At 67.5% G+C, this 19,054-nt stretch carries 16 protein-coding genes; 4 read left to right on the top strand and 12 right to left on the bottom strand.

What is annotated here, in order from left to right; genetic code table 11:
- Window position 1: 1 nt before the first annotated feature.
- The 3 genes from OEJ37_RS20250 to tssJ are packed head-to-tail and all read right to left on the bottom strand — an operon-like array spanning window position 2 to window position 3,278.
- Window positions 2-1,327, bottom strand: coding sequence for a DotU family type VI secretion system protein (locus tag OEJ37_RS20250; RefSeq protein WP_263345230.1), 1,326 nt, complete (start codon window positions 1,325-1,327; stop codon window positions 2-4).
- 14 nt (window positions 1,328-1,341) lie between these two features.
- Window positions 1,342-2,766: a type VI secretion system baseplate subunit TssK gene (tssK, locus tag OEJ37_RS20245; protein WP_263345229.1), complete on the bottom strand. Its 1,425-nt coding sequence runs from the start codon at window positions 2,764-2,766 to the stop codon at window positions 1,342-1,344.
- The gene (gene tssJ / locus OEJ37_RS20240) at window positions 2,763-3,278 is read right to left on the bottom strand and encodes a type VI secretion system lipoprotein TssJ (protein WP_175917992.1); all 516 of its coding nucleotides are present in this window, start codon (window positions 3,276-3,278) and stop codon (window positions 2,763-2,765) included. The genes tssK and tssJ overlap by 4 nt, the downstream gene beginning before the upstream one ends.
- A gap of 629 nt (window positions 3,279-3,907) precedes the next feature.
- Between tssJ and OEJ37_RS20235 the strand changes: the two genes are divergently transcribed.
- From OEJ37_RS20235 to OEJ37_RS20225, 3 genes are all read left to right on the top strand, one after another.
- On the top strand, window positions 3,908-4,294 hold the full coding sequence (locus OEJ37_RS20235) for a TssQ family T6SS-associated lipoprotein (protein WP_175942306.1): 387 nt from the start codon (window positions 3,908-3,910) through the stop codon (window positions 4,292-4,294).
- 48 nt (window positions 4,295-4,342) lie between these two features.
- Window positions 4,343-5,773 (top strand): type VI secretion system-associated FHA domain protein TagH, encoded by a 1,431-nt coding sequence (tagH, locus tag OEJ37_RS20230; RefSeq protein ID WP_263345228.1) that lies wholly within the window; start codon window positions 4,343-4,345, stop codon window positions 5,771-5,773.
- 270 nt (window positions 5,774-6,043) lie between these two features.
- Window positions 6,044-7,093, top strand: a complete 1,050-nt coding sequence (locus tag OEJ37_RS20225; RefSeq protein ID WP_263345227.1) for a phosphotransferase family protein — start codon at window positions 6,044-6,046, stop codon at window positions 7,091-7,093.
- Between the two features lie 155 nt (window positions 7,094-7,248).
- Here OEJ37_RS20225 and OEJ37_RS20220 read toward each other — a convergent pair whose 3' ends face one another.
- The 7 genes from OEJ37_RS20220 to OEJ37_RS20190 form a co-directional block, all read right to left on the bottom strand.
- A complete protein-coding gene (locus tag OEJ37_RS20220; RefSeq protein ID WP_175917989.1) occupies window positions 7,249-8,694 on the bottom strand; it encodes an NAD-dependent succinate-semialdehyde dehydrogenase in 1,446 nt (481 codons plus the stop codon).
- A gap of 153 nt (window positions 8,695-8,847) precedes the next feature.
- Window positions 8,848-10,167, bottom strand: coding sequence for a c-type cytochrome (locus tag OEJ37_RS20215; protein WP_263345226.1), 1,320 nt, complete (start codon window positions 10,165-10,167; stop codon window positions 8,848-8,850).
- A 15-nt stretch (window positions 10,168-10,182) separates the two neighbouring features.
- A complete protein-coding gene (locus OEJ37_RS20210; protein WP_263345225.1) occupies window positions 10,183-12,417 on the bottom strand; it encodes a xanthine dehydrogenase family protein molybdopterin-binding subunit in 2,235 nt (744 codons plus the stop codon).
- Window positions 12,418-12,501: 84 nt separating this feature from the next.
- Window positions 12,502-12,957, bottom strand: coding sequence for a (2Fe-2S)-binding protein (locus tag OEJ37_RS20205; protein WP_131948378.1), 456 nt, complete (start codon window positions 12,955-12,957; stop codon window positions 12,502-12,504).
- A 138-nt stretch (window positions 12,958-13,095) separates the two neighbouring features.
- Window positions 13,096-13,395 carry a putative quinol monooxygenase gene (locus tag OEJ37_RS20200; RefSeq protein WP_174418095.1) on the bottom strand — a complete coding sequence of 100 codons (300 nt, stop codon included), beginning with the start codon at window positions 13,393-13,395 and terminating at the stop codon, window positions 13,096-13,098.
- Between the two features lie 99 nt (window positions 13,396-13,494).
- Window positions 13,495-14,553 carry an NADP-dependent oxidoreductase gene (locus OEJ37_RS20195; RefSeq protein ID WP_263345223.1) on the bottom strand — a complete coding sequence of 353 codons (1,059 nt, stop codon included), beginning with the start codon at window positions 14,551-14,553 and terminating at the stop codon, window positions 13,495-13,497.
- A 234-nt stretch (window positions 14,554-14,787) separates the two neighbouring features.
- Window positions 14,788-15,408, bottom strand: coding sequence for a TetR/AcrR family transcriptional regulator (locus tag OEJ37_RS20190; RefSeq protein WP_263345222.1), 621 nt, complete (start codon window positions 15,406-15,408; stop codon window positions 14,788-14,790).
- Between the two features lie 305 nt (window positions 15,409-15,713).
- Here OEJ37_RS20190 and OEJ37_RS20185 point away from each other — a divergent pair, with 305 nt between their 5' ends.
- Complete coding sequence (locus tag OEJ37_RS20185) at window positions 15,714-17,285, top strand: hypothetical protein (protein ID WP_263345221.1); 1,572 nt, start codon at window positions 15,714-15,716, stop codon at window positions 17,283-17,285.
- A 114-nt stretch (window positions 17,286-17,399) separates the two neighbouring features.
- Here OEJ37_RS20185 and OEJ37_RS20180 read toward each other — a convergent pair whose 3' ends face one another.
- Complete coding sequence (locus tag OEJ37_RS20180; RefSeq protein WP_174418091.1) at window positions 17,400-18,419, bottom strand: DNA-binding protein; 1,020 nt, start codon at window positions 18,417-18,419, stop codon at window positions 17,400-17,402.
- Between the two features lie 206 nt (window positions 18,420-18,625).
- Window positions 18,626-18,955: a hypothetical protein gene (locus OEJ37_RS20175; RefSeq protein ID WP_244130667.1), complete on the bottom strand. Its 330-nt coding sequence runs from the start codon at window positions 18,953-18,955 to the stop codon at window positions 18,626-18,628.
- Between the last annotated feature and the right edge of the window lie 99 nt (window positions 18,956-19,054).

The raw sequence follows: 19,054 nt of genomic DNA, 5'->3' as shown, positions 1-19,054 counted from the left end.
ATCAGTTGGCCCCCTGCGTCGCGCCGGCGGCGGCGCTGCCGGGCGCCGGCAGCAGCGTGATCTCGACGCGCCGGTTCAGCGCGCGGTTCGCCGGCGAATCGTTCGGCGCGACCGGATCGAGCGTGCCGCGCCCTTCCGCCGCGAGCCGCTCCGGATGGTCGAGCCGCGCGGCGATCATGCTGCGCACGGCTTCCGCACGTTCGCGCGACAGGTCCCAGTTCGACGCGAAGCGCGCGGTATGCACGGGCGTGTCGTCGGTGTAGCCGGTCACGCGCACGTTGCCGGGCACCTTGTTCAGCGCGTTGGCGACGCGCGCGAGCACCGGCACGTAGCGGTCGATCACCGACGTCGAGCCGGACTTGAACAACCCGTCGCCGCGCAGCACGATCACGCTGCGATCGGCATCGTCGCGCACCGACACGAGGCCGGCCGCGATCTCGGGTTCCAGGAACTTCGCGATGCGCGGCGCGGGCGCCGGGCGCGGCGGCGCCTGCGCGGGCTGCAGCTTCGGCACGTGCAGCGCGTCGATCGACGCGAACAGTTGATCCGAATGCCCGGCAAGCGCGATGCGCAGCCCGACGAACACGCCGAAGCCGATCAGCAGCGCGAGCGCCACGCACACCCACAGCGGCACGATGAAACGGCGCGCGACGTCGCGGGTGACGACGTCGCGCCAGTGCGGCGACAGCGCGGGATCGAATTCACCGCGTACCGAGCGGATCGTCAGCGCGAGCTGGTGGCGCAGCGCATCGAGTTGCGCGTGGCCGTTGTCGAGCACGCGATAGCGGCCCTCGAAGCCGAGTGCGAGACAGAAATACAGCAACTCGAGCAGGTCGAGATGCTGGCGCGGCTGCTGCGACAGGCGTTCGAGCAGGTGGAAGAATTTCTCGCCGCCCCAGGTCTCGTTGTGGAACGACACGAGCAGGCTGTGCGACGACCACACGCTGCCGCCCCACGGCGTCAGCGCGGCCGCTTCGTCGAGCGCCGTGCACAGGCAGTAGCGCGCGCCGATGATTGCCTCGGACGGCACGCCGGCTTCCTGCGCGCGCGCCTCGAACTGGCGGATCTCGACGACGAGATGCTCGCGCAGCCACGCCGGGTTCGGATGATGGACGGTCGAGCGGATTTGCGGCACCAGGTTGAGCAACGGGTTCGCGGCCGCGACGAGCGGATTCGTGCCGCTCGCGGCCCAGCGGCCCGGCCGCGGCTGCGTGGCCGTCGGCCCGGCCGCACCGGGCGCGGCGGCCGGATGCATGCCGCCCGGATTCGGCGGCACAAAGCCGCCCGCGCCTGCGCCGGTGGCGATCGAATCGGAGGAACTATTCATCGCGATGCCCGCCCTCACCCGCGGATTGCCCAGAACTCCATCGAGAGCCCAGGGAATTCGCCGGCGAAATGAAATGCGAGACCGCCGGAGCGCGCCAGTTGCTTCCACAGGTCGCTGCCCTTGTCGATCTCGAAGTACGTATGACCCGCGTGATACGGGATCTGCCGCGGCGCGACCGGCAACTGTCGCATCGTGATGCCCGGCAGTTGCAACTGCACCAGATCGCGGATCCGCTCGACGGGCCCGAGCTTGGCCTGCGCGGGAAAGCGCGCGCGCAGGCTGTCGGCCGGCACGTCCGCGCGCACCGCGAGCACGAAGCCGGCCGTGTCGCGCAGCGCCGGGTCGGCCAGCGTCGCGACGCGGATGCCGTTGCCCGCGTCGCGCAACTCGATCTGGATCGCGTTCTGTTCAAGCACCGTCGACAGCGACCGGCGCAGTTCGGTCATCAGTTCCGCGAAGCTCGTGCGAAGGTCGTCGTGCACGTAGACCGCGAGCGACTGCGGGCGCCGGCCGGCCGCCGTGAACGTGCTCAGGTCGCACGCGAGCTTCAGCCAGTCGCAGAACAGCGCTTCCGGATGCGTCGACACGTGCTGCTGCGCATGCCAGGTCAGCGCGAGATAGCGATTCACGAGCTGCAGCAGCAGGAAGTCCGCGACTTCCGACACGCCGCCGCGCCCCGGCTCCGACAGGCGTTCCGCGAGCGCCTCGCTGCGCTGCGTGAGCAGCCCGTGCAGCTCGCGCGCATACGCCAGCAACACTGCATCGTGCTGCGCGACGAGCCGCGGCGGAATGTAGCCGTCGTCGACGAGCAGCCGCGCGTCGGTGCGCCGCTCGACGACCCGTGCGACGCCGAGCGCGTGCCAATCGCCGGTCAGCTCGGCTTCGAGCATCAGCCTCACGTTCAGGCGCCCCGTCTGCAGCAGCGCGGGGCCGAGCGCGACCGCGTTCGCATCGGCCACTTCGTATTCGCGCACGACGTAGCGTGCGACGTCGGCGTTGCCTATTCCAGCGGTTCCAGCGTTTCCACCGTTTGCGCCATTGCTACCGTTTGCTGCGCCCGCGCCGAACGACACCTCCTCGCCGCCGCCGCGCCACAGCGGCAGCGCGAGCACGACGAGCTGGTCCTTCGCGTCGGCCGGTACGTCGAGCGGTTCGGGCAGATCGTCCGGATGGGACAGGTCGAACGGCGTACCGTCGCGCATCACGCCCGACGCGGCGCGTAGCGCAACCTTGCCGAGCGCGAGCTGCTCGCGATCGATTTCCAGCGTATCGAAGCCCCAGTAGAACCCTTGCAGCGGCAGGCAGCGCAGCGCGACGTAGCGTTCCCAGTGCCGTTCGAGCTGCTGGAAATGCTGCGGCCGCAGGAACATCCCCTCGGTCCACACCACGCGCTGGCGGAGGGCCGCGACCGGCGTCGCGGACATCGTCGGTTCGGTCATGGGCGCCCCTGCGCGTCGTTCAGTGCAATGCCGCCGTTCCGGACCGCGATCGACAGCTTCAGCTCGCCGGGCGACGTCTGCCAGAACTTGTAGAGGTTGAGCTGCTTCGCGCGCGGCAGCGGCACCGTCAGCCGCCAGCGGTTCTTTTCGAGCATGCGGTATTCGGCGACGACGCCGATCGCGCCGGCCTCGACGTTGCCGCGGTAGTGCAGCGTGCGCGATTCGCCCGGCCGCAGGATCACGCGGTCGGTGTCGAGCAGATCCGCGCCGAGCACGTTCCCGGGTTTGTCCTGCAGCGAGAAGAAATCCGCGCTGTCGAACGCCGACGCCGCGCGAAGCTGAAACACCTTCAGCACGATCGGCGAAGGCTTGCGATTCATGTCAGGGTTGACGTCCGGCGCAACGTCGACCGTGATCGCATACGGCACCGCGGCCGCGTGCTCCGTCGCGCCGCACCCCGGAAACAGCAACACGCATCCCCATACGATGAAACTGCTCGACCGCCATTGCATATTCCACCCTCGCCACCCAATAGTCATCCGCCGGTTTTCGAGTTCGAAACCGGTTGATCGGATTAAAAAGGGACAATTAATTGACCGGTAATTATGTTGTTTACATATCCTTCCGCTGAAATTTTTTCCGGAGAATTTTTATCGTGAAAGCCGGGACAAATCATCCAGGGTTTATGAAAGTTGAATTATCGAGGCGACAGGTAATTGAATCGAGATTGGTTATTAATCGAAAAAAACTTGCCCGACCGGTTCGCCGTGGCGGCCCGGTTCTATTGCGTGGACACCTGTCGAATGGGCGCGGAGCGCAAGCCGGCCGGCCGCCGGGCAACGGATGCCCGCGACGCTGATGGTGTGCCAGGCTGTTCGTGCCGCCCGAACGGACGGTCCGGTTTTTCGTGCATTGACGGGCGCCGACCAAACAACTGACGAATCCGAAAAACACAGCGAACTATAGGTCGTTTTTCTGGATTAACAAGCTCTGAAATTCGTAGTCTATTTTCAGATTAAAATGGAATCGGATCGGACAGTTGAAACAAAACGTAACAGCAATGTCGACGCCGATGATTGGCACTAGAATCCAACAGCGCTTGTGTGTCACCTTCCAATTACACCAAATCTTAATTTCAAAAATGAAAGGCCGTTCATCGCTCGTTCTTTTCCTCGGCGCGTGGTTGCTGGGGGCCGGCGGGTGCAGCACGTCCCCGACCCAGTCGGCCGCGCATGCAACGGTCGACAGCGCGCGCGCCTCGTACGCCGCCGGCGACTACGGGCGCACGATCGCGCTGCTGAACCACGCGAAGGAGATCGACGGCGCCGACACCGACACGCAGGTCGCCGCGCACAAGCTCCTCGCGTTCAGCTATTGCGTGACGAACCGCGTCACGCAGTGCCGCGCCGAGTTCTCGAAGGTTCTCGATCTCAACCCGCGCTTCGACCTGTCCCCCGCCGAGAAGGGGCATCCGGTCTGGGGGCCCGCGTTCGAATTCGCGCGCCGCAGACATGTGTCGTCATCCTGAACGAACCGGTTTCCACGCGAGCGCTTCATCCACCGAGCGACGTATGACATGCAACTGATCGTGATCGAACATGCCGGCGAACCGGTCGAAAACGACTCCTACGACGCCGTCGTGTTTCACCCGCCGGGCGGCACCATCGGCCGGGCCAGCGACAACCATCTGGTGCTGCGCGACGACACGCGGCAGATTTCGCGGCTGCAGGCGCTGCTGCAGGTCGGCGACGACGCGTGCCTGCTGAAGAACCTGAGCAGCGTGTCGACGATCGAGGTGAATCGCGAGCCGGTCGGTTATGCGCAGGAACGCCCGCTCAATACCGGCGACATCATCCGCATCGGGCCGTACGTGCTGCGGGCGGAGCGCGACGATGGCGCCGACGCGCCGGTCATCGACATGGCGCCCGATACCGGCGCGCCGGAGGCAGCCGTATCGTCGCAACCTTCGCCCTCGCCTTCGCGCGTCGACACGAAAGGCGCCGGCAACCGGCTGTGGGGGTTACTCCAGGATCGTCTCGTCCCGCGCGGCAAGGCGGCGGATGACGGCACCAGGCCGGGTGGTCCGGCACGCGCGGACGCAGGGCAGCCGGCGAACCGTGCCGCGCAGCAGGCCGGGCCGTTCACACCGTCGCAGCGCGACCTGAATCAGCTATCGACCGATCCGCTCGACCTGTTTACGCAGCCGTCCGGCGATATCGGCGCGTCGGGCACGGCGCCGTCGGCCGATCGCGGCAATGCGGATCGCGCAGCGTCGTCCGCGACACAGGCCGACCACGCGCCCGAGTGGACGCAGCACGTGCGCGTGCAGCCGGCGGCCGCGCGCGCCGATGCGCGGCCGGCCGACGCACCGGTGCCGCATGTCGTGCACGAACCGGCGCCGCCGACACCCGACGAACTGCTGAACGCATTCTTCGAAGGCGCGGGGCTCGATACGGCTGCCGAATCTCATCAGTGGTCGGCCGAGCAGCTCTATATCGCGGGCCAGCTGCTTGCACTGTTCGCGAACGGCACGGTCGAACTGCTGTCGTCGCGCAGTATCCTGAAGCGCGAGGTGAAGGCGCACATGACGATGCTGCTCGATCGCGAGAACAATCCGCTGAAGCTGCTGCCGGACGGCGGCGCGGTGCTGCGGCAGATGTTCGGGCTGCCGCTGCCGGGCTTCATGTCGCCGCAGAGCGCGGTCAGCGATGCGTTCCAGGATCTGCACGCACACCAGATCGGCATGGTCGCCGGCATGCGCGCCGCGCTGATGGACCTGCTGACGCGCTTCTCGCCGCAACGGCTGCGCGAACGCGGCGACGCGATGCGCTGGTACGAAAAACACGTGCCCGCGCTGTACAAGGCGCGGATGTGGGATCGCTACGCGGCGACCCATCGCGATACGGTGTTCGCGATCGAGGACGATTTCGCGTCAGTGTTCGGCAAGGCGTTTCTCGCGGCGTACGACGCGGAAGTGGAAAGCTATCGCGGCAGCGGCCGGCACTGACTCTCGTCACCGCGTAACCCCCGTAGCGGCGCATTCGCGAATTGGGATACGCTCGCCCTGCACAGTCAATCGACGCCGGTCAGGAGCGAAATGAGCACGATGACGGGGATCCTCGATCCAGCGGCACCGCCGCCGCGCGTCGCGCGGCTGGTGCTGGTGACGCCGGATGGCGCGGTGGTCGGTTGCCTGCCGCCGATGCCTGTCGCCGTCCCGTGGTGGCAGGAAGTCGAGTCGGTCGTGCGTGCCGCGCGCGAACGCCATGGCGTCGACGTGACGATCCTGCGCCTGTTGGAAACCGCTCGCGACCGGGCGCCCGGCGGCGAAGTCACCTATCTGGCCGAGATTGCGAAACCGGTTGCGGCCGAATCCTGGACAGGAAACATCGAGCCCCATTCGCTGCGCCGAAGTTACGCGCGGCCGGGCGGCCCCGCGGCCGACCTCGGCTGGGCGGCGCGCGTGCTTGCCGGTCACGGCCTGTCGCCTAGCGCCAATCCCGTGCAGGTTCGAACCTGGAATCTCTCCAGCGTCTGGCGTATCCCGATCGGGGCGCAATCGGCCTGGCTGAAAGTGGTGCCGCCCTTTCTCGGTCACGAGGGCCGCGTCATCACGGCGCTGGCCGGCCGGCGCGTGCCGACGCTGCTGGGGCACGACGAATGCGGACGCATCCTGATCGCGGAGATCCCCGGCGCCGACCTGTTCGACGCAGCGCTGCCGCAACTGCTCGACATGGTGACGCTGCTGGTCGACATCCAGGCGTCGTGGTTCGGCCGCATCGACGAATTGCACGCGATGCGATTACCCGACTGGCGCGGCGCGGGTCTGGCCGCCGATATCGCCGACGTCGTCGAACGGACCGGCGAAGAACTGTCGCGCGCCGAACGGGCGTCGCTACGGCATTTCGTGAGCGGCCTTGCAGCGCGATTCGCCGCGATCGACGCATGCGGATTGCCGAATACGCTGGTTCATGGCGACTGCCATCCCGGCAATTTTCGCGGCACGCGATCGGAACTCACGCTGCTGGATTGGGGCGACAGCGGAATCGGCCACCCGCTGCTCGACCAGTCCGCGTTTCTCGACGCGGTTCCGCGCGACTACGCGGCGGCGATCAAGGATCACTGGAATCGCGAATGGCTGGCGAAGCTGCCCGGCAGCGACCCGGTGCGTGCCGCTGCCCTGCTTGCACCGATCGCGACGGCCAGGCGGGCGGTGATCTACCAGCGCTTCATCGACAATATCGAGCCGTCGGAGCAGATCTATCATCGCGGCGATCCGGCCGACTGGCTGGGCCAGACCGCGGCGCTGGTCGCGACGCGGGACTGAACGCGGGATTGTCTTCGCCGACGCTGTGAATCGTGAATCGCCACATCATGGAAATGTGAAAACAAAGAAAAAACGGCGCAGACCGGGCACGATACCCGACCTGCGCCGCTCACGCGCGCCGCACGAACGGCGGCGCGCATGCTGACGATCGACCGTCAGACGGCCATCACCGTCACCGACTTCGTGACGAGGTACGGCTCGAGCGCTTCCGGCCCGCCTTCCGACCCGTAGCCCGAGTCCTTCACGCCGCCGAACGGCATTTCCGGCCACGGCGTCGCCGGCTGGTTGATCCACAGCATCCCGACTTCGAGGCGCTGCGTGAGCAGGTGCACGTTCGCGAACGAACGCGTGAACGCGTAGCCGGCCAGCCCGAACGGCAGACGGTTCGCTTCCGCGATCGCATCCTCGAGCTTGTCGAAGCCGCGGATCGCCGCGACCGGGCCGAACGGCTCGTTGTTGAACACGTCGGCTTCGAGCGGCACGTTCGCGATCACGGTCGGTGCGAAGAAGTTGCCTGCCGAGCCGATCCGCTCGCCGCCCGTTTCGATGCTCGCGCCGACCTTGCGCGCGTTCTCGACCACCGACGCCATTGCGGTCAGGCGGCGCGGGTTCGCGAGTGCACCGAGCGTCGTGCCTTCCTCCAGGCCGTTGCCGATCTTCAGCCCTTCGGCGTGCTTGACCAGCGCGCGCGTGAATTCGTCGCGGATGCTGTTGTGCACGAGGAAGCGCGTCGGCGAGATGCACACCTGCCCCGCGTTGCGGAACTTCGCGCCGCCGGCGGCCTTCACCGCGAGCGCGACGTCGGCATCCTCGGCGACGATCACCGGGGCGTGCCCGCCCAGCTCCATCGTCGCGCGCTTCATGTGCTGGCCCGCGAGCGCGGCGAGCTGCTTGCCGACCGGCGTCGAACCCGTGAACGTGACCTTGCGGATCACCGGGTGCGGGATCAGGTACGACGAGATTTCAGCCGGATCGCCGTACACGAGGCCGATCACCCCGGCCGGCACGCCTGCGTCGACGAACGCGCGCAGCAGCGCGGCCGGCGATGCGGGGGTTTCCTCCGGCGCCTTCACGAGGAACGAGCAGCCGGTCGCGAGCGCGGCGCTCAGCTTGCGCACGACCTGGTTGACCGGGAAATTCCACGGCGTGAACGCCGCGACCGGGCCGACCGGCTCCTTGACGACCGTCTGCTGCGCGCCGAGGTTGCGCGGCGGCACGATCCGGCCATACACGCGGCGGCCTTCGTCCGCGAACCATTCGATGATGTCGGCCGCCGACAGCACTTCGACGCGTGCCTCGGTGAGCGGCTTGCCCTGTTCCTGCGTCATCAACCGAGCGATCGCGTCGGCGCGCTCGCGCACCAGCGCGGCCGCCTTGCGCATCGTCGCCGCGCGTTCGTGCGCGGGCACCTTGCGCCACGTTTCGAAGCCGCGTTGCGCGGCGGCGAGTGCACGGTCGAGATCGGCGATGCCCGCGTGGGCCACCTTGCCGATCGCGTTGCCGGTCGCCGGGTTCACGACGTCGATCGTCTTGCCGCTCGCGGCGTCGACCCACTCGCCGTCGATCAGCAGCTGCGTATCCGTATAAGTCACGTTAGCCATCCAGACACCCCTACATTGCGTCGATAAAACGCGCGCTGCCGTTCACGGCCGCGCGCCGGTTGACAGAAAGAGCAAAGCCGCCAGGGCTGACCACCACCCGGCGATGTAGACGGCAGGCACGCCGGCCTGCCGTCGTTCCGCATGGGGCCGCGCTCAGTGCGCGGCCGCCGTCGCCTTGCGGAGTTTCGCGACGTCCGCCGCCTGCACGGCCGGCGCGCCGTTGTTCCAGCCGGCGCGCATGAACGTCAGCACGTCGGCGATCTGCCGGTCGTTCAACTGGTTCGAGAACGCCGGCATCGGATAGGCGGAAGGCACGCCGTCGATCACGAGCGTGTCGCTGCCGTTCAGCGTCACGTTGATCAGCGACGATGCATCGGTTTCGAGCACGTTAGGATTGCCGGCGAGCGGCGCGAGCAGCGGCGCGTAACCGCGCCCGTCCGCGCCGTGGCAATGCAGGCAGTAAGCGTTATACACCTTCGCGCCCGGATCGGCTGCCGGCCGGCCCAGCACCACCTGCGTCGGCTTCGGATCATAGCTGTACGGCGGCGCACCCGTGCCGCCCGCGGCCGGCAGCGATTTCAGATAGCGGGAAATCGCGACCAGATCGTCGTCGTTCAGCGCCTGCGTGCTGTGGTTGATCACGCTCACCATCGAGCCGAACGCGGTCGCGTGCCGGTTCGCGCCGGTCTTCAGGAACTGCGCGACGTCGGCCTCGTTCCAGCGGCCAAGCCCCGTGTTGTGCTCGCCGGTCAGGTTCGACGCGAACCAGTTGTCGATCGGCGCGCCCGACAGGAACGCCGCGCCGCCTTCGTCGAGCGCCTTCTCCTGGAAGCCGACGCCACGCGGCGTGTGGCACGACCCGCAGTGCCCGAGCCCCTGCACGAGATACGCGCCGCGGTTCCACGCCGCATCCTTGGCCGGCTTGTCGGCATACGGCGTCGTATCGAGGAACACCGCGTTCCACAACGCGAGCGGCCAGCGCATGTTGAGCGGCCACGGGATGTCGGACGGCCGGTTCGGCTGTTTCACCGGCTCGACGCCGTGCATGAAGTACGCGTACAGCGCCTTCACGTCGTCGTCCTTCAGCTTCGCGTACGACGGATACGGCATCGCCGGATACAGGCGGTGGCCGTCCTTCGCGACGCCCGCGCGCAGCGCGCCGGCAAACTCGGCTTCCGTATAGCCGCCGATGCCGGTGTCCGGATCGGGCGTGATGTTGGTCGTGTAGATCGCGCCCATCGGCGTGACCATTTTCAGGCCGCCCGCGAACGGCGTGCCGCGCGGCGCCGTATGGCACGCGACGCAGTCGCCGGCTTTCGCGAGATAGGCGCCGCGCGCGACGAGCGCGCTGTCGGCCGGCGCCGTCTGCGCGGCATGCGCGGCCGTGCCGGCCAGCAGCGCGGACAGCGCGAACAGCGATGCGCCGAGCGCGTTCGAGGTGCCATGCAACGTGTTCAGGGTGAGGTTTCGCATGTTCGTTTCCTCCCCTCAGGCCGTCTTCAACTGGTTGCCGACCGGCAGCTTGCGCAGCCGCTTGCCGGTTGCCGCGAAGATCGCGTTCGACAGCGCCGCCGCGGTCGCGGCCGTGCCCGGTTCGCCGATCCCGCCCGGCGCTTCGCCGCTCTTCACCAGGTGGACCTCGATCGGCGGCGTCTCGTTGATCCGCAGCATCCGGTAGTCGGTGAAGTTGCTCTGTACGACGCGGCCGTCCTCGATCGTGATCTCGCCGTACAGCGCGCCCGTGATCCCGAAAATGATGCCGCCCTGCACCTGCGCCTCGATCGTGTTCGGGTTGACGGACATCCCGCAGTCCACCGCGCACACGACGCGCTTGACCTGCACGTCGCCGTCGTCCACCGCGACGTCGATGACGATCGAGAAGAAGCTGCCGAACGCGTGCATCACCGACACGCCGCGCCCTTGCCCCTTCGGCAGCGCAGGGCCCCAGCCGGCCGCCCTCGTTGCGACGTCGAGCACGTTGCGTGCGCGCGGCGTCTTGCCGAGCAGCGCGCGGCGGTATTGCACGGGGTCGGTCTTGGTTTGCGCGGCCAGCTCGTCGATGAAACTCTCGACGACGAAGGTGCTGCGCGTCGGCCCGACGCCGCGCCAGAACGCGGTCGGCACGTGGCGCGGCTCTTGCCGCACGTAGTCGATCAACTGGTTCGGCAGGTCGTACGGCAGGTCGGTTGCGACCTCGACCGCGTCGGGATCGACGCCGTCCTTGAACGCGGGCGGCGCGAAGCGCGCGAGGATCGACGAGCCGACGATCCGGTGCTGCCACGCGACCGGTTTGCCGTTCGCGTCGAGGCCGGCCGAAATCCGGTCGTAGTAGTACGGCCGGTACATGTCGTGCTGAATATCCTCCTCGCGCGTCCAGATCACCTTCACGGGCGCGCCGACCTGTTTGGCGATCTTCACCGCCTGGCCGATCATGTCCGTTTCGAGGCGCCGGCCGAAGCCGCCGCCGAGCAGGTGGTTGTGCACGACGATCTTCTCCGGCGGAAAGCTCGTGAGCCGCTGCACGGTGTCGACCGCGCGCGTCGGCACCTGCGTGCCGACCCAGATCTCGCAGCCGTCGCTGCGCACGTGCACCGTGCAGTTCACCGGTTCCATCGTCGCGTGCGCAAGGAACGGCTGTTCGTAGACGGCGTCGATGCGCGTCTTCGCGTTCGCGAAGGCCTTGCCGACGTCGCCGTCCTTGCGTGCGACCGCGCCCTTGCCGTTCGCCGCGGCCTGCGCGAGATCGGCAACGATGTCCTTCATCGACACCTTCGCGCCCGTGCCTTCGTTCCACTTCACGACGAGCGCCGACGCGCCGCGCTTCGCGGCCCACGTGTGATCGCCGACCACCGCGACCGCGTTGTCCGCGCGCACGACCTGGCGCACGCCGGGAATCTTCTTCGCGGCGGTGTCGTCGACGCTTGCGACCGTGCCCCCGAACACCGGGCTGTTCACGATCACCGCATACAGCATGCCGGGCAAGCGCACGTCGAGCCCGAACTGCGCGGTGCCGTCGACCTTCTCCGGCGAATCGAGCCGCTTCGCGGGCGTGCCGATCAGCTTGAAATCCTCAGGCTTCTTCAGCGCGACGTCCTTCGGCACCGGCAGCTTCGCCGCGGCGTCGACCAACTGGCCGTACGACGCACGCCGGCCGCTCGGCGGGTGCTGCACTTCGCCGTTCGCTGCACGACACGATGCCGGATCGACATTCCATTGCTTCGCGGCCGCCGCGACCAGCAGCGTACGCGCGGTTGCGCCAGCGCGGCGCAGCGGTTCCCATGCGTAACGCACCGACGTCGAGCCGCCGGTGAGCTGGCCGCCGAGCAGCGGATCGAGGAACAGCTTCTCGTTCGGCGGCGCATGATCGAGCGTCACGCTCGACAGCGGCACTTCGAGTTCCTCGGCGATCAGCATCGGCAGCGCCGTATAGACGCCTTGCCCCATCTCGACCTTCGGCATCACCAGCGTAACCTTGCCGCTGCGGTCGATCTGCACGAACGCGTTCGGCGCGAACACGCCCGCGCGCGCGGTTTCGTCGGCATCGCCGCCGATTACCGAACGGCGCGTATCGTCGCCTGCCGCCGGCAGGCTGAAGCCGAGCAGCAAGCCGCCGCCCGCCGCCGCGCCGAGCGTCATGCCGAACTTGAGAAACCCGCGGCGCGACACACCGGCGCCTGCCGTTTGCCCGGCGACCTTGCCGGCTTCGATCAGTCCTCGCGACATGTCAGCCTCCGCAGAGCAGCCTCAAGGGGGCCGACCGTCCCCTCGGGGGACAGTGAACAAAGTGAACGTGGGGGCTGTTTCATCTCAGGCTCCCTTCGCGGCCTGCTTGACCGCCGCGCGAATCCGGTTGTACGTGCCGCAGCGGCAGATGTTGCCGGCCATTGCCGCGTCGATGTCGGCGTCGCTCGGGTTCGGGTTCGATGCGATCAGCGCGGTGGCCGCCATCACCTGCCCCGACTGGCAGTAGCCGCACTGGACGACGTCGAGCTCGCGCCACGCCTGCTGCACCTTGTGGCCGGCCGGCGTCGCGCCGACGGCCTCGATCGTCGTGATCCTGCGGCCCGCGACGGCCGCGACCGGCAGCACGCACGAGCGCGCGGCGACCCCGTCGAGATGCACGGTGCACGCGCCGCATTGCGCGATCCCGCAGCCGAACTTCGTGCCGGTGAGGCCGACGACGTCGCGCAGCACCCAGAGCAAGGGCATGTCGTCGGGGGCGTCGACCGTACGGGTCTCGCCGTTGATGTTGAGGGTGACCATTCAGCCTCCGGGGCCGGTGTATTGGGGAAGCGGCGCGCGTGGCGCGCCGCGCGGTGCCGTCGTCATCGCCGTCGCGCGGTGCGCGACGGGTGCCGCGCGGCCCGGATGGGGACGAGCCGCGGCGGTGGTCCTGCGTCGTTACTCGGCCACGTCGATGCCCGACAGCACCTTGATGACCGGCGGTGCCGTGAACCAGTCGGCCGACTTCGTGCGGAATTCGCCGAAATACGGGCTGGCGAGGTGCGCGTCGAATGCGGCCTGGTCGTCGTAGATCTCGTACAGGTGCAGGTTCGGCGAGCCGTCTTGCTCGCGGAACAGGTCGTAGCGCCGGTTGCCCGGTTCGGCGCGCGTCTTGACGACCATGCTGCGCAGCTCGGCCTCGGCGGCCTGCGCGTGTTCGGGTTTCAGGAACAGCGAAGCAATCACGTGAAGCGCCATCTTTTCACTCCTTTCGAAACGGAATCGAGCATGCCACAAGCCGGCGTCGCGCGACGCCAGCGTGCAACCTTGGTGTGTTTGTGTTGCCGTGCCGCGGCATCAGGCCAGTTCGTCCGGGCCCACGCGCACGACGACCTTGCCAAAGTTCTTGCCGGCCAGCAGGCCGATCAGCGCTTCGGGTGCGTCGGCCAGGTCGGGGACGACATCTTCCCGCGTCTTCACCTTGCCCTGCGCGACCCATTCGCTCATCTCCTTCAGGAACGGCGCATAGCCGGTCGCATAGTGATCGAGGATGATGAAACCCTGCACGCGGATACGCTTGCGCAAGATCGCACCCATCAGCGCCGGCACGCGATCACGGCCGCTCGACACCGCGGTGTCGTCGTATGCCGCGTCGTTGTAATGCGCAATGATTCCGCACACCGGCACGCGCGCATGATCGTTGAGCAGCGGCCACACCGCGTCGAACACCGCGCCGCCGACGTTCTCGAAATAGACGTCGATGCCGTTCGGGCACGCTTCCTTCAGCTTCGCGGCAAACGCCGGATCGCGGTGGTCGACGCACGCGTCGAAGCCGAGCGTGTCAGTCACGAACGCGCACTTGTCGGCGCCGCCCGCGACGCCGATCACGCGGCAGCCCTTCAGCTTCGCGATCTGGCCGACGACCGAGCCGACCGCGCCGCTGGCCGCCGCGACGACCACGGTTTCGCCGGCCTTCGGTTCGCCGATCTTCAGCAGCCCCGTATAAGCGGTGAAGCCCGGCATGCCGAGTACGCCGAGCGCGTACGACGGATGCGCGAAGTCGCGGCCGAGCGGAATCAGGTCGCGGCCGTCGGACAGCGCATAGTCCTGCCAGCCGGCGCCTGCGACGACCAGATCGCCTTCGCGGAACGCGGGCAGGTTCGACGACACGACGCGGCTGATCGTGCCGCCGACCATCACGTCGCCGAGTTCGACCGGCGCGGCATAGGACGGCGCGTCGCTCATCCGGCCGCGCATGTACGGATCGAGCGACAACCAGACCGTGCGCAGCAGCACCTGGCCGGCACCGGGCGTCGGCACGTCGCCGGAATCGGTGCGGAAGTTGCCCGGCGTCGGTGCGCCGGCCGGGCGCGAAGTCAGGATGATCTGGCGGTTTGCGGTCTTGCTTTGCGGCATATGAGCCTCCGTCAACAGGAAGAAACGTGCCTCGTGGGCACGGTCGGATCAGGGATGGACCAGCAGAAGGCGCGCACGCGTGGCAGCGTCGGCGGTTGGGCCGGCGGGGTTGCATGCGTGCGGTTGGAACAATCGGGACAGCGTAACGCGGAGCGATGCGTTCGTCATGCGTGTGTAAGTAGACCAGTCGTCTAGAATCAGGGCAAAAACAAGGCGCGCCGATGCGCGCCCAGGTTACGACTGCGCTCCGTCATGCGCGGCCGGCGGCAGGTTCAGCATGCGCCGCGTTTCGGCCATCGCCCTTTCGAGCGGTTTGCGGTTGCGATGAATCTTTTCCAGCAGCGTTGCGCCCAGCCACAGCTCGTAAAGGATCGCGGCCGTGTGCGGCGGATCGTCGACCGCCCTCAGCGAGCCATCGGCCAGCCCTGCCTCGATGCCGCCCGCGAGCCGCTCGATGATCTGGCTCGTGCCACGCCGCAGCACCGCGCGCATCGCTTCCGACAGGTCCGACACTTCCGCGCCGAGCTTCACCGCGAGGCACTTGCCTTCCGGATCGTCCGCGCATTGCGTGTGCAGCCAGTTGCCCCAATACGTCATCAGGCGCTCGGCGCCCGTGCCGGCCTGATGCTTGAGCAGGTTGTCGAGATGCGCGAGATAGCCTTCGAAATACGATTCGAGCAGCGCTTCGCCGAATGCCTCTTTCGAGCCGAAGTAATGGTAGAACGAGCCCTTCGGGATGCCCGCCGCGGCGAGAATCTCGTTCAGACCGACCGCCGAGAACCCCTTGTGGAGCATGATCGGCTTCGCGATGTTCAGGATGTGCTGGCGGACTTCCGCGCCTGAAGATGCATTCATGATGGCGTATGGTAGCAACGATTAGACCGGTCGTCTAGCAACGTCGAGCCGGCCGATTGAGCGGCACTTTACCCGATCCCGGGCGGGCGCCCAATGCCCTCCCGCGGCGGCCGGCGTTCCTCCCTGCCCGCGCGTGCGCGGCGTCACACGAACGACTCGGTTTCGTCGCGGGCGTTTCATCGATTTCCCGCATAAATACGCGCGGCGCATGTGCCGGTGTTCGCGAAGCTGCGGCCGGTATTGCACACGTGTGCAATGCGCCGGACCGTCGTTGCCTCTTCCCGAACTCGCGACCAGGAACGCCCATGACCGCTTCGAAACCCGAACGCCCGACCGCGCCGAACCGCCGGCGCTTCATCCAGCGCGGCGCCGCGCTGACCCTGTCGCCGCTCGTCGGTACGCTGGCCGCGTGCGGCGGCGACGGCAACACGACGTCTGCGTCGTCGTTCGCCGCCAACGGCGCCGCCGACACGTCCGCGCGCAGCTACGGCATCGCCGACCGCTCGATCACGATCAACATCGTCAATGCGATCCCGTCGACGACGCTCGCGTACGGCAACGCGGCGAGCCAGAGCGGCTCGCTGCCGCAGGCGTCGCAAGCGCTGGTCGCAACCGGACAATCGACCGCCGTGAGCGCGTCGAACAGCTGGGGCGATTGCACCGGATCGTTCGGCCTCGCCGGCGGCGACGCGTCGTTTGCGATTTCGTACACACATCCGTTCGGATCGCAACCGACCACCGTCAGCGTGACGCCGTCGGCCGGCTACGTGTCGGGCGCCGACGCCGCCACGTTTCCCGGTCACGACTCGGTCGCGAATCTCAACCTGTATCGCGGTGTCGCGACCGCGAACGGCGCATGGGTCGTCCCGCTCGCGCAGCTCGCGACGCCGCCGGCCAACAACTGCCAGGATTTCGCTAACAGCATGTTCGGCGGCAACGTGCGCACAGCCGCGGTAATCCAGTCCGCGTATCAGGGCACGGGCCCGCTCGGCTACGTGCCGCCCGCCGATTTCACCGGCGGTCAGCTCGCGGGCTTCGTTGCGCAATGGGTGCAGCGCTGGCAGGACAGCGCGTCGTATACGGTGCTGCCCGGCGCCGATGCGCAACTCATCGATGCGCTGAAGCAGTACGTGTCCGGCGCATCGAGCGCCGGACCGCTGACGATGTGGGTGCCGCAGATCGCGTGGCAGGCCGGCTCCGATCCGGCGGTGTTCGCACTGACGGGCTATCGCGCGTTTCCGTTCGTCGATGCGCAAGGCAACTGGATCGCGGGCACGCTGTCCGCGTTCCTGACGCTGCTGGCGGCCGGTTCGCATATCGTCGCGATCAGCGCGGCGAGCGACCTGCCGGCGGGCGTCACGATGCAGGCGTTCGACAGCTTCATGGGTGCGAGCGGGCTGACGACGTCGACGGATATCGGCAACTCGCACTACGCGTCGGTCGTGAACACGACCGGCCGCTATTACCTGAGCGTCGGCAGCGATTTTGCGCCGGCGAACTGCGGCCTGATCCTGTCGTTCCTGTATGGGCGCACGGTGAACAACCTGCTCGCGGGCGCCGGCACGTACAACACGTTCATCCAGCTCGAAGGCTGGCAGGCCGGCGGGTCGCGTCACAACGCAGACTACGCGACGTATCAGCAGACGCTGTGGAACATCTCGACGTACGGGGCGTCCGCGTATAGCGAGAAGCGCGCGACGTCGATCTTCCTCGCGCCGGCCGGCTGGACGCCGCAGGTCTACCAGACGACGCGGATGATGCCGTACGTCGGTGCCTATGCGCAGTCGAACGGCACGCCGCAAGGCTGGCTGAATACGTCGCTGGTCACGATTCCGGCGGATGCTCCGCCGCTGCCGTCGCGGTATGTGTCGAGCTGATCCGGATGGGCGGGTGGGCGGGCGTTCGCGTGCATGGTGTCTCGTCTGCCCGCTTGCCTGCTTCGGGCGTGCGTCGCCATCGGCTGACGCGCGCTTGCGGTTTCGGTTTCGCCGTCAGCGCGACGTTTCGTCGGCGCGCTTTCTTGTGCGCGCCCGCCGCTCGCTTCGCTGTTCGGCGGGTGCAGTCTTCACGCCGCGCACCGGTGCTCGCCGTGCGAGCACCGTCATCTCGCGCCGCAGCGCATCGAGCTCCTTGACGCGCGCCGCGTCGGTCGCCCGCGCGCCGTCGAGCTGCCCCTGAAGCACCCCGCATCGATGCAGCGCATCGCCGAGTTGCGCCTGCAGCGCGGCGACATCCTTCCGCTGCTGCGCATCGCGCTGTTCGGCGCGCGATGCCGTCGCGTCGAGTTCCTTTTGCAGCCGCGCGGCGGCGAGCCGTTCGCGATCGATCTCCTGAAGCGCCCGCTTCTCCGATGCGCGCAAGCGTTCCTCGGCCCGGCTCGCGTCGTCGCGCAGCCGGTCGAGCTGGGTCGTGAAATCCGCGCGCGCCTGCGCGAGTGCGCGGTCGCCTTCCGCGTTGTCTGCCTTCAAGCGCTCGATCTCCGCTTGCAGCGCGCGCCGCGATGCGTCGTCGGCCGCCCTCGCCTGTTCCAGTTCCTGGATGCGCACCTGCGCGGCCAGCAGTGCGGCCGTGCGTTGCTCGAGTGCGGTTTCGGTGCGGGCCAGCTCGGCCTGCAGCGTCGCGACTTCCGCTTTCGCCGCCGTTCGTTCGGCTTCGACTTCCGCACGCAGTGCGTCGAGCGCGGCGGCCGCGTCGGTGCTCGACCGATTCCACAACGCCGCGACCAGCTCGCCGGCTGCCGCCTGCAGATCGGCCGGCAGGTCGGGATGTTCGATCCGCACGCGACTCTTTTCCCGCAACTCGGCCCAGAACTCGCCGAGGACGGCCGTCGGCGTGCTCATGCTGCCCTTGCGGACGAGCTGGTACAGGCGGTTCGCGGTGGGCGTGATGCCGAAGCGGAAGAACAGCAGCGCGCAGGCCTCGCGGTACAGCTCGCGGGTTTTCGGGAAGTCGGCCTTGAGACGCTCGATTTCGGCGGTCAGGCGGGGTTCGTCGGCAGCGAGATCGGACATGGCGGGTTTTGTCGGAAATTTCGTAGATAATATAACGTAAACCGTTGGATATCCAATTCTTGTGGTCTGTTGATTTGACATTATTTCTATAATGTCGAGATGATCAAGCGGGGCATGGCGCGTGGAATCGAAGCAGATCGTTTGCACGGTTTTGTAACCGCCAGACCAAAGAGCCGCTAATCACCTACGGTGCTCGTCCGGTGGCGTCAAGCGCGCTGCTTCAGCAGCCCTGCCAGAAGCGTCAGTGCTTCTGGCAGATCTTCGAACGACGGGCCGCCGAGGCAAAGTCGAATCCCGCTCGCCCGATCTTCCGGGTTCACCATCATGGATTCCGGCGGGGTCAACTTGATACCCATCGCTGCAGCGACGGATGCGACACGATTGGCAGCGTCACGCTCCATCGGCAGCCAGGCGTTGTAGGCGCCGGAATGCGAGATCGGTTCGCTCGCGCCGAGCAGAGAGATGGCGGGATTGGATCGACGCCGCGCCTCATGGTGCAGACCCCGCTGGATCGAGGAGATGACGTCGGTGGCCATCGTGCACGGCACCCGCCGCCACGAGGGTTGCTCGGGTTTTCGCATAACAGGTTATAGTTTGTTTTTGTGAAATACAGCCTCGGGTTTGTATTTTGACAA

It is taken from the genome of Burkholderia sp. BKH01 (assembly GCF_025685725.1).
GTDB classification, from domain to species: Bacteria; Pseudomonadota; Gammaproteobacteria; order Burkholderiales; family Burkholderiaceae; genus Burkholderia; species Burkholderia pyrrocinia_C.
This window is presented reverse-complemented; position numbering and strand designations above follow the sequence as displayed.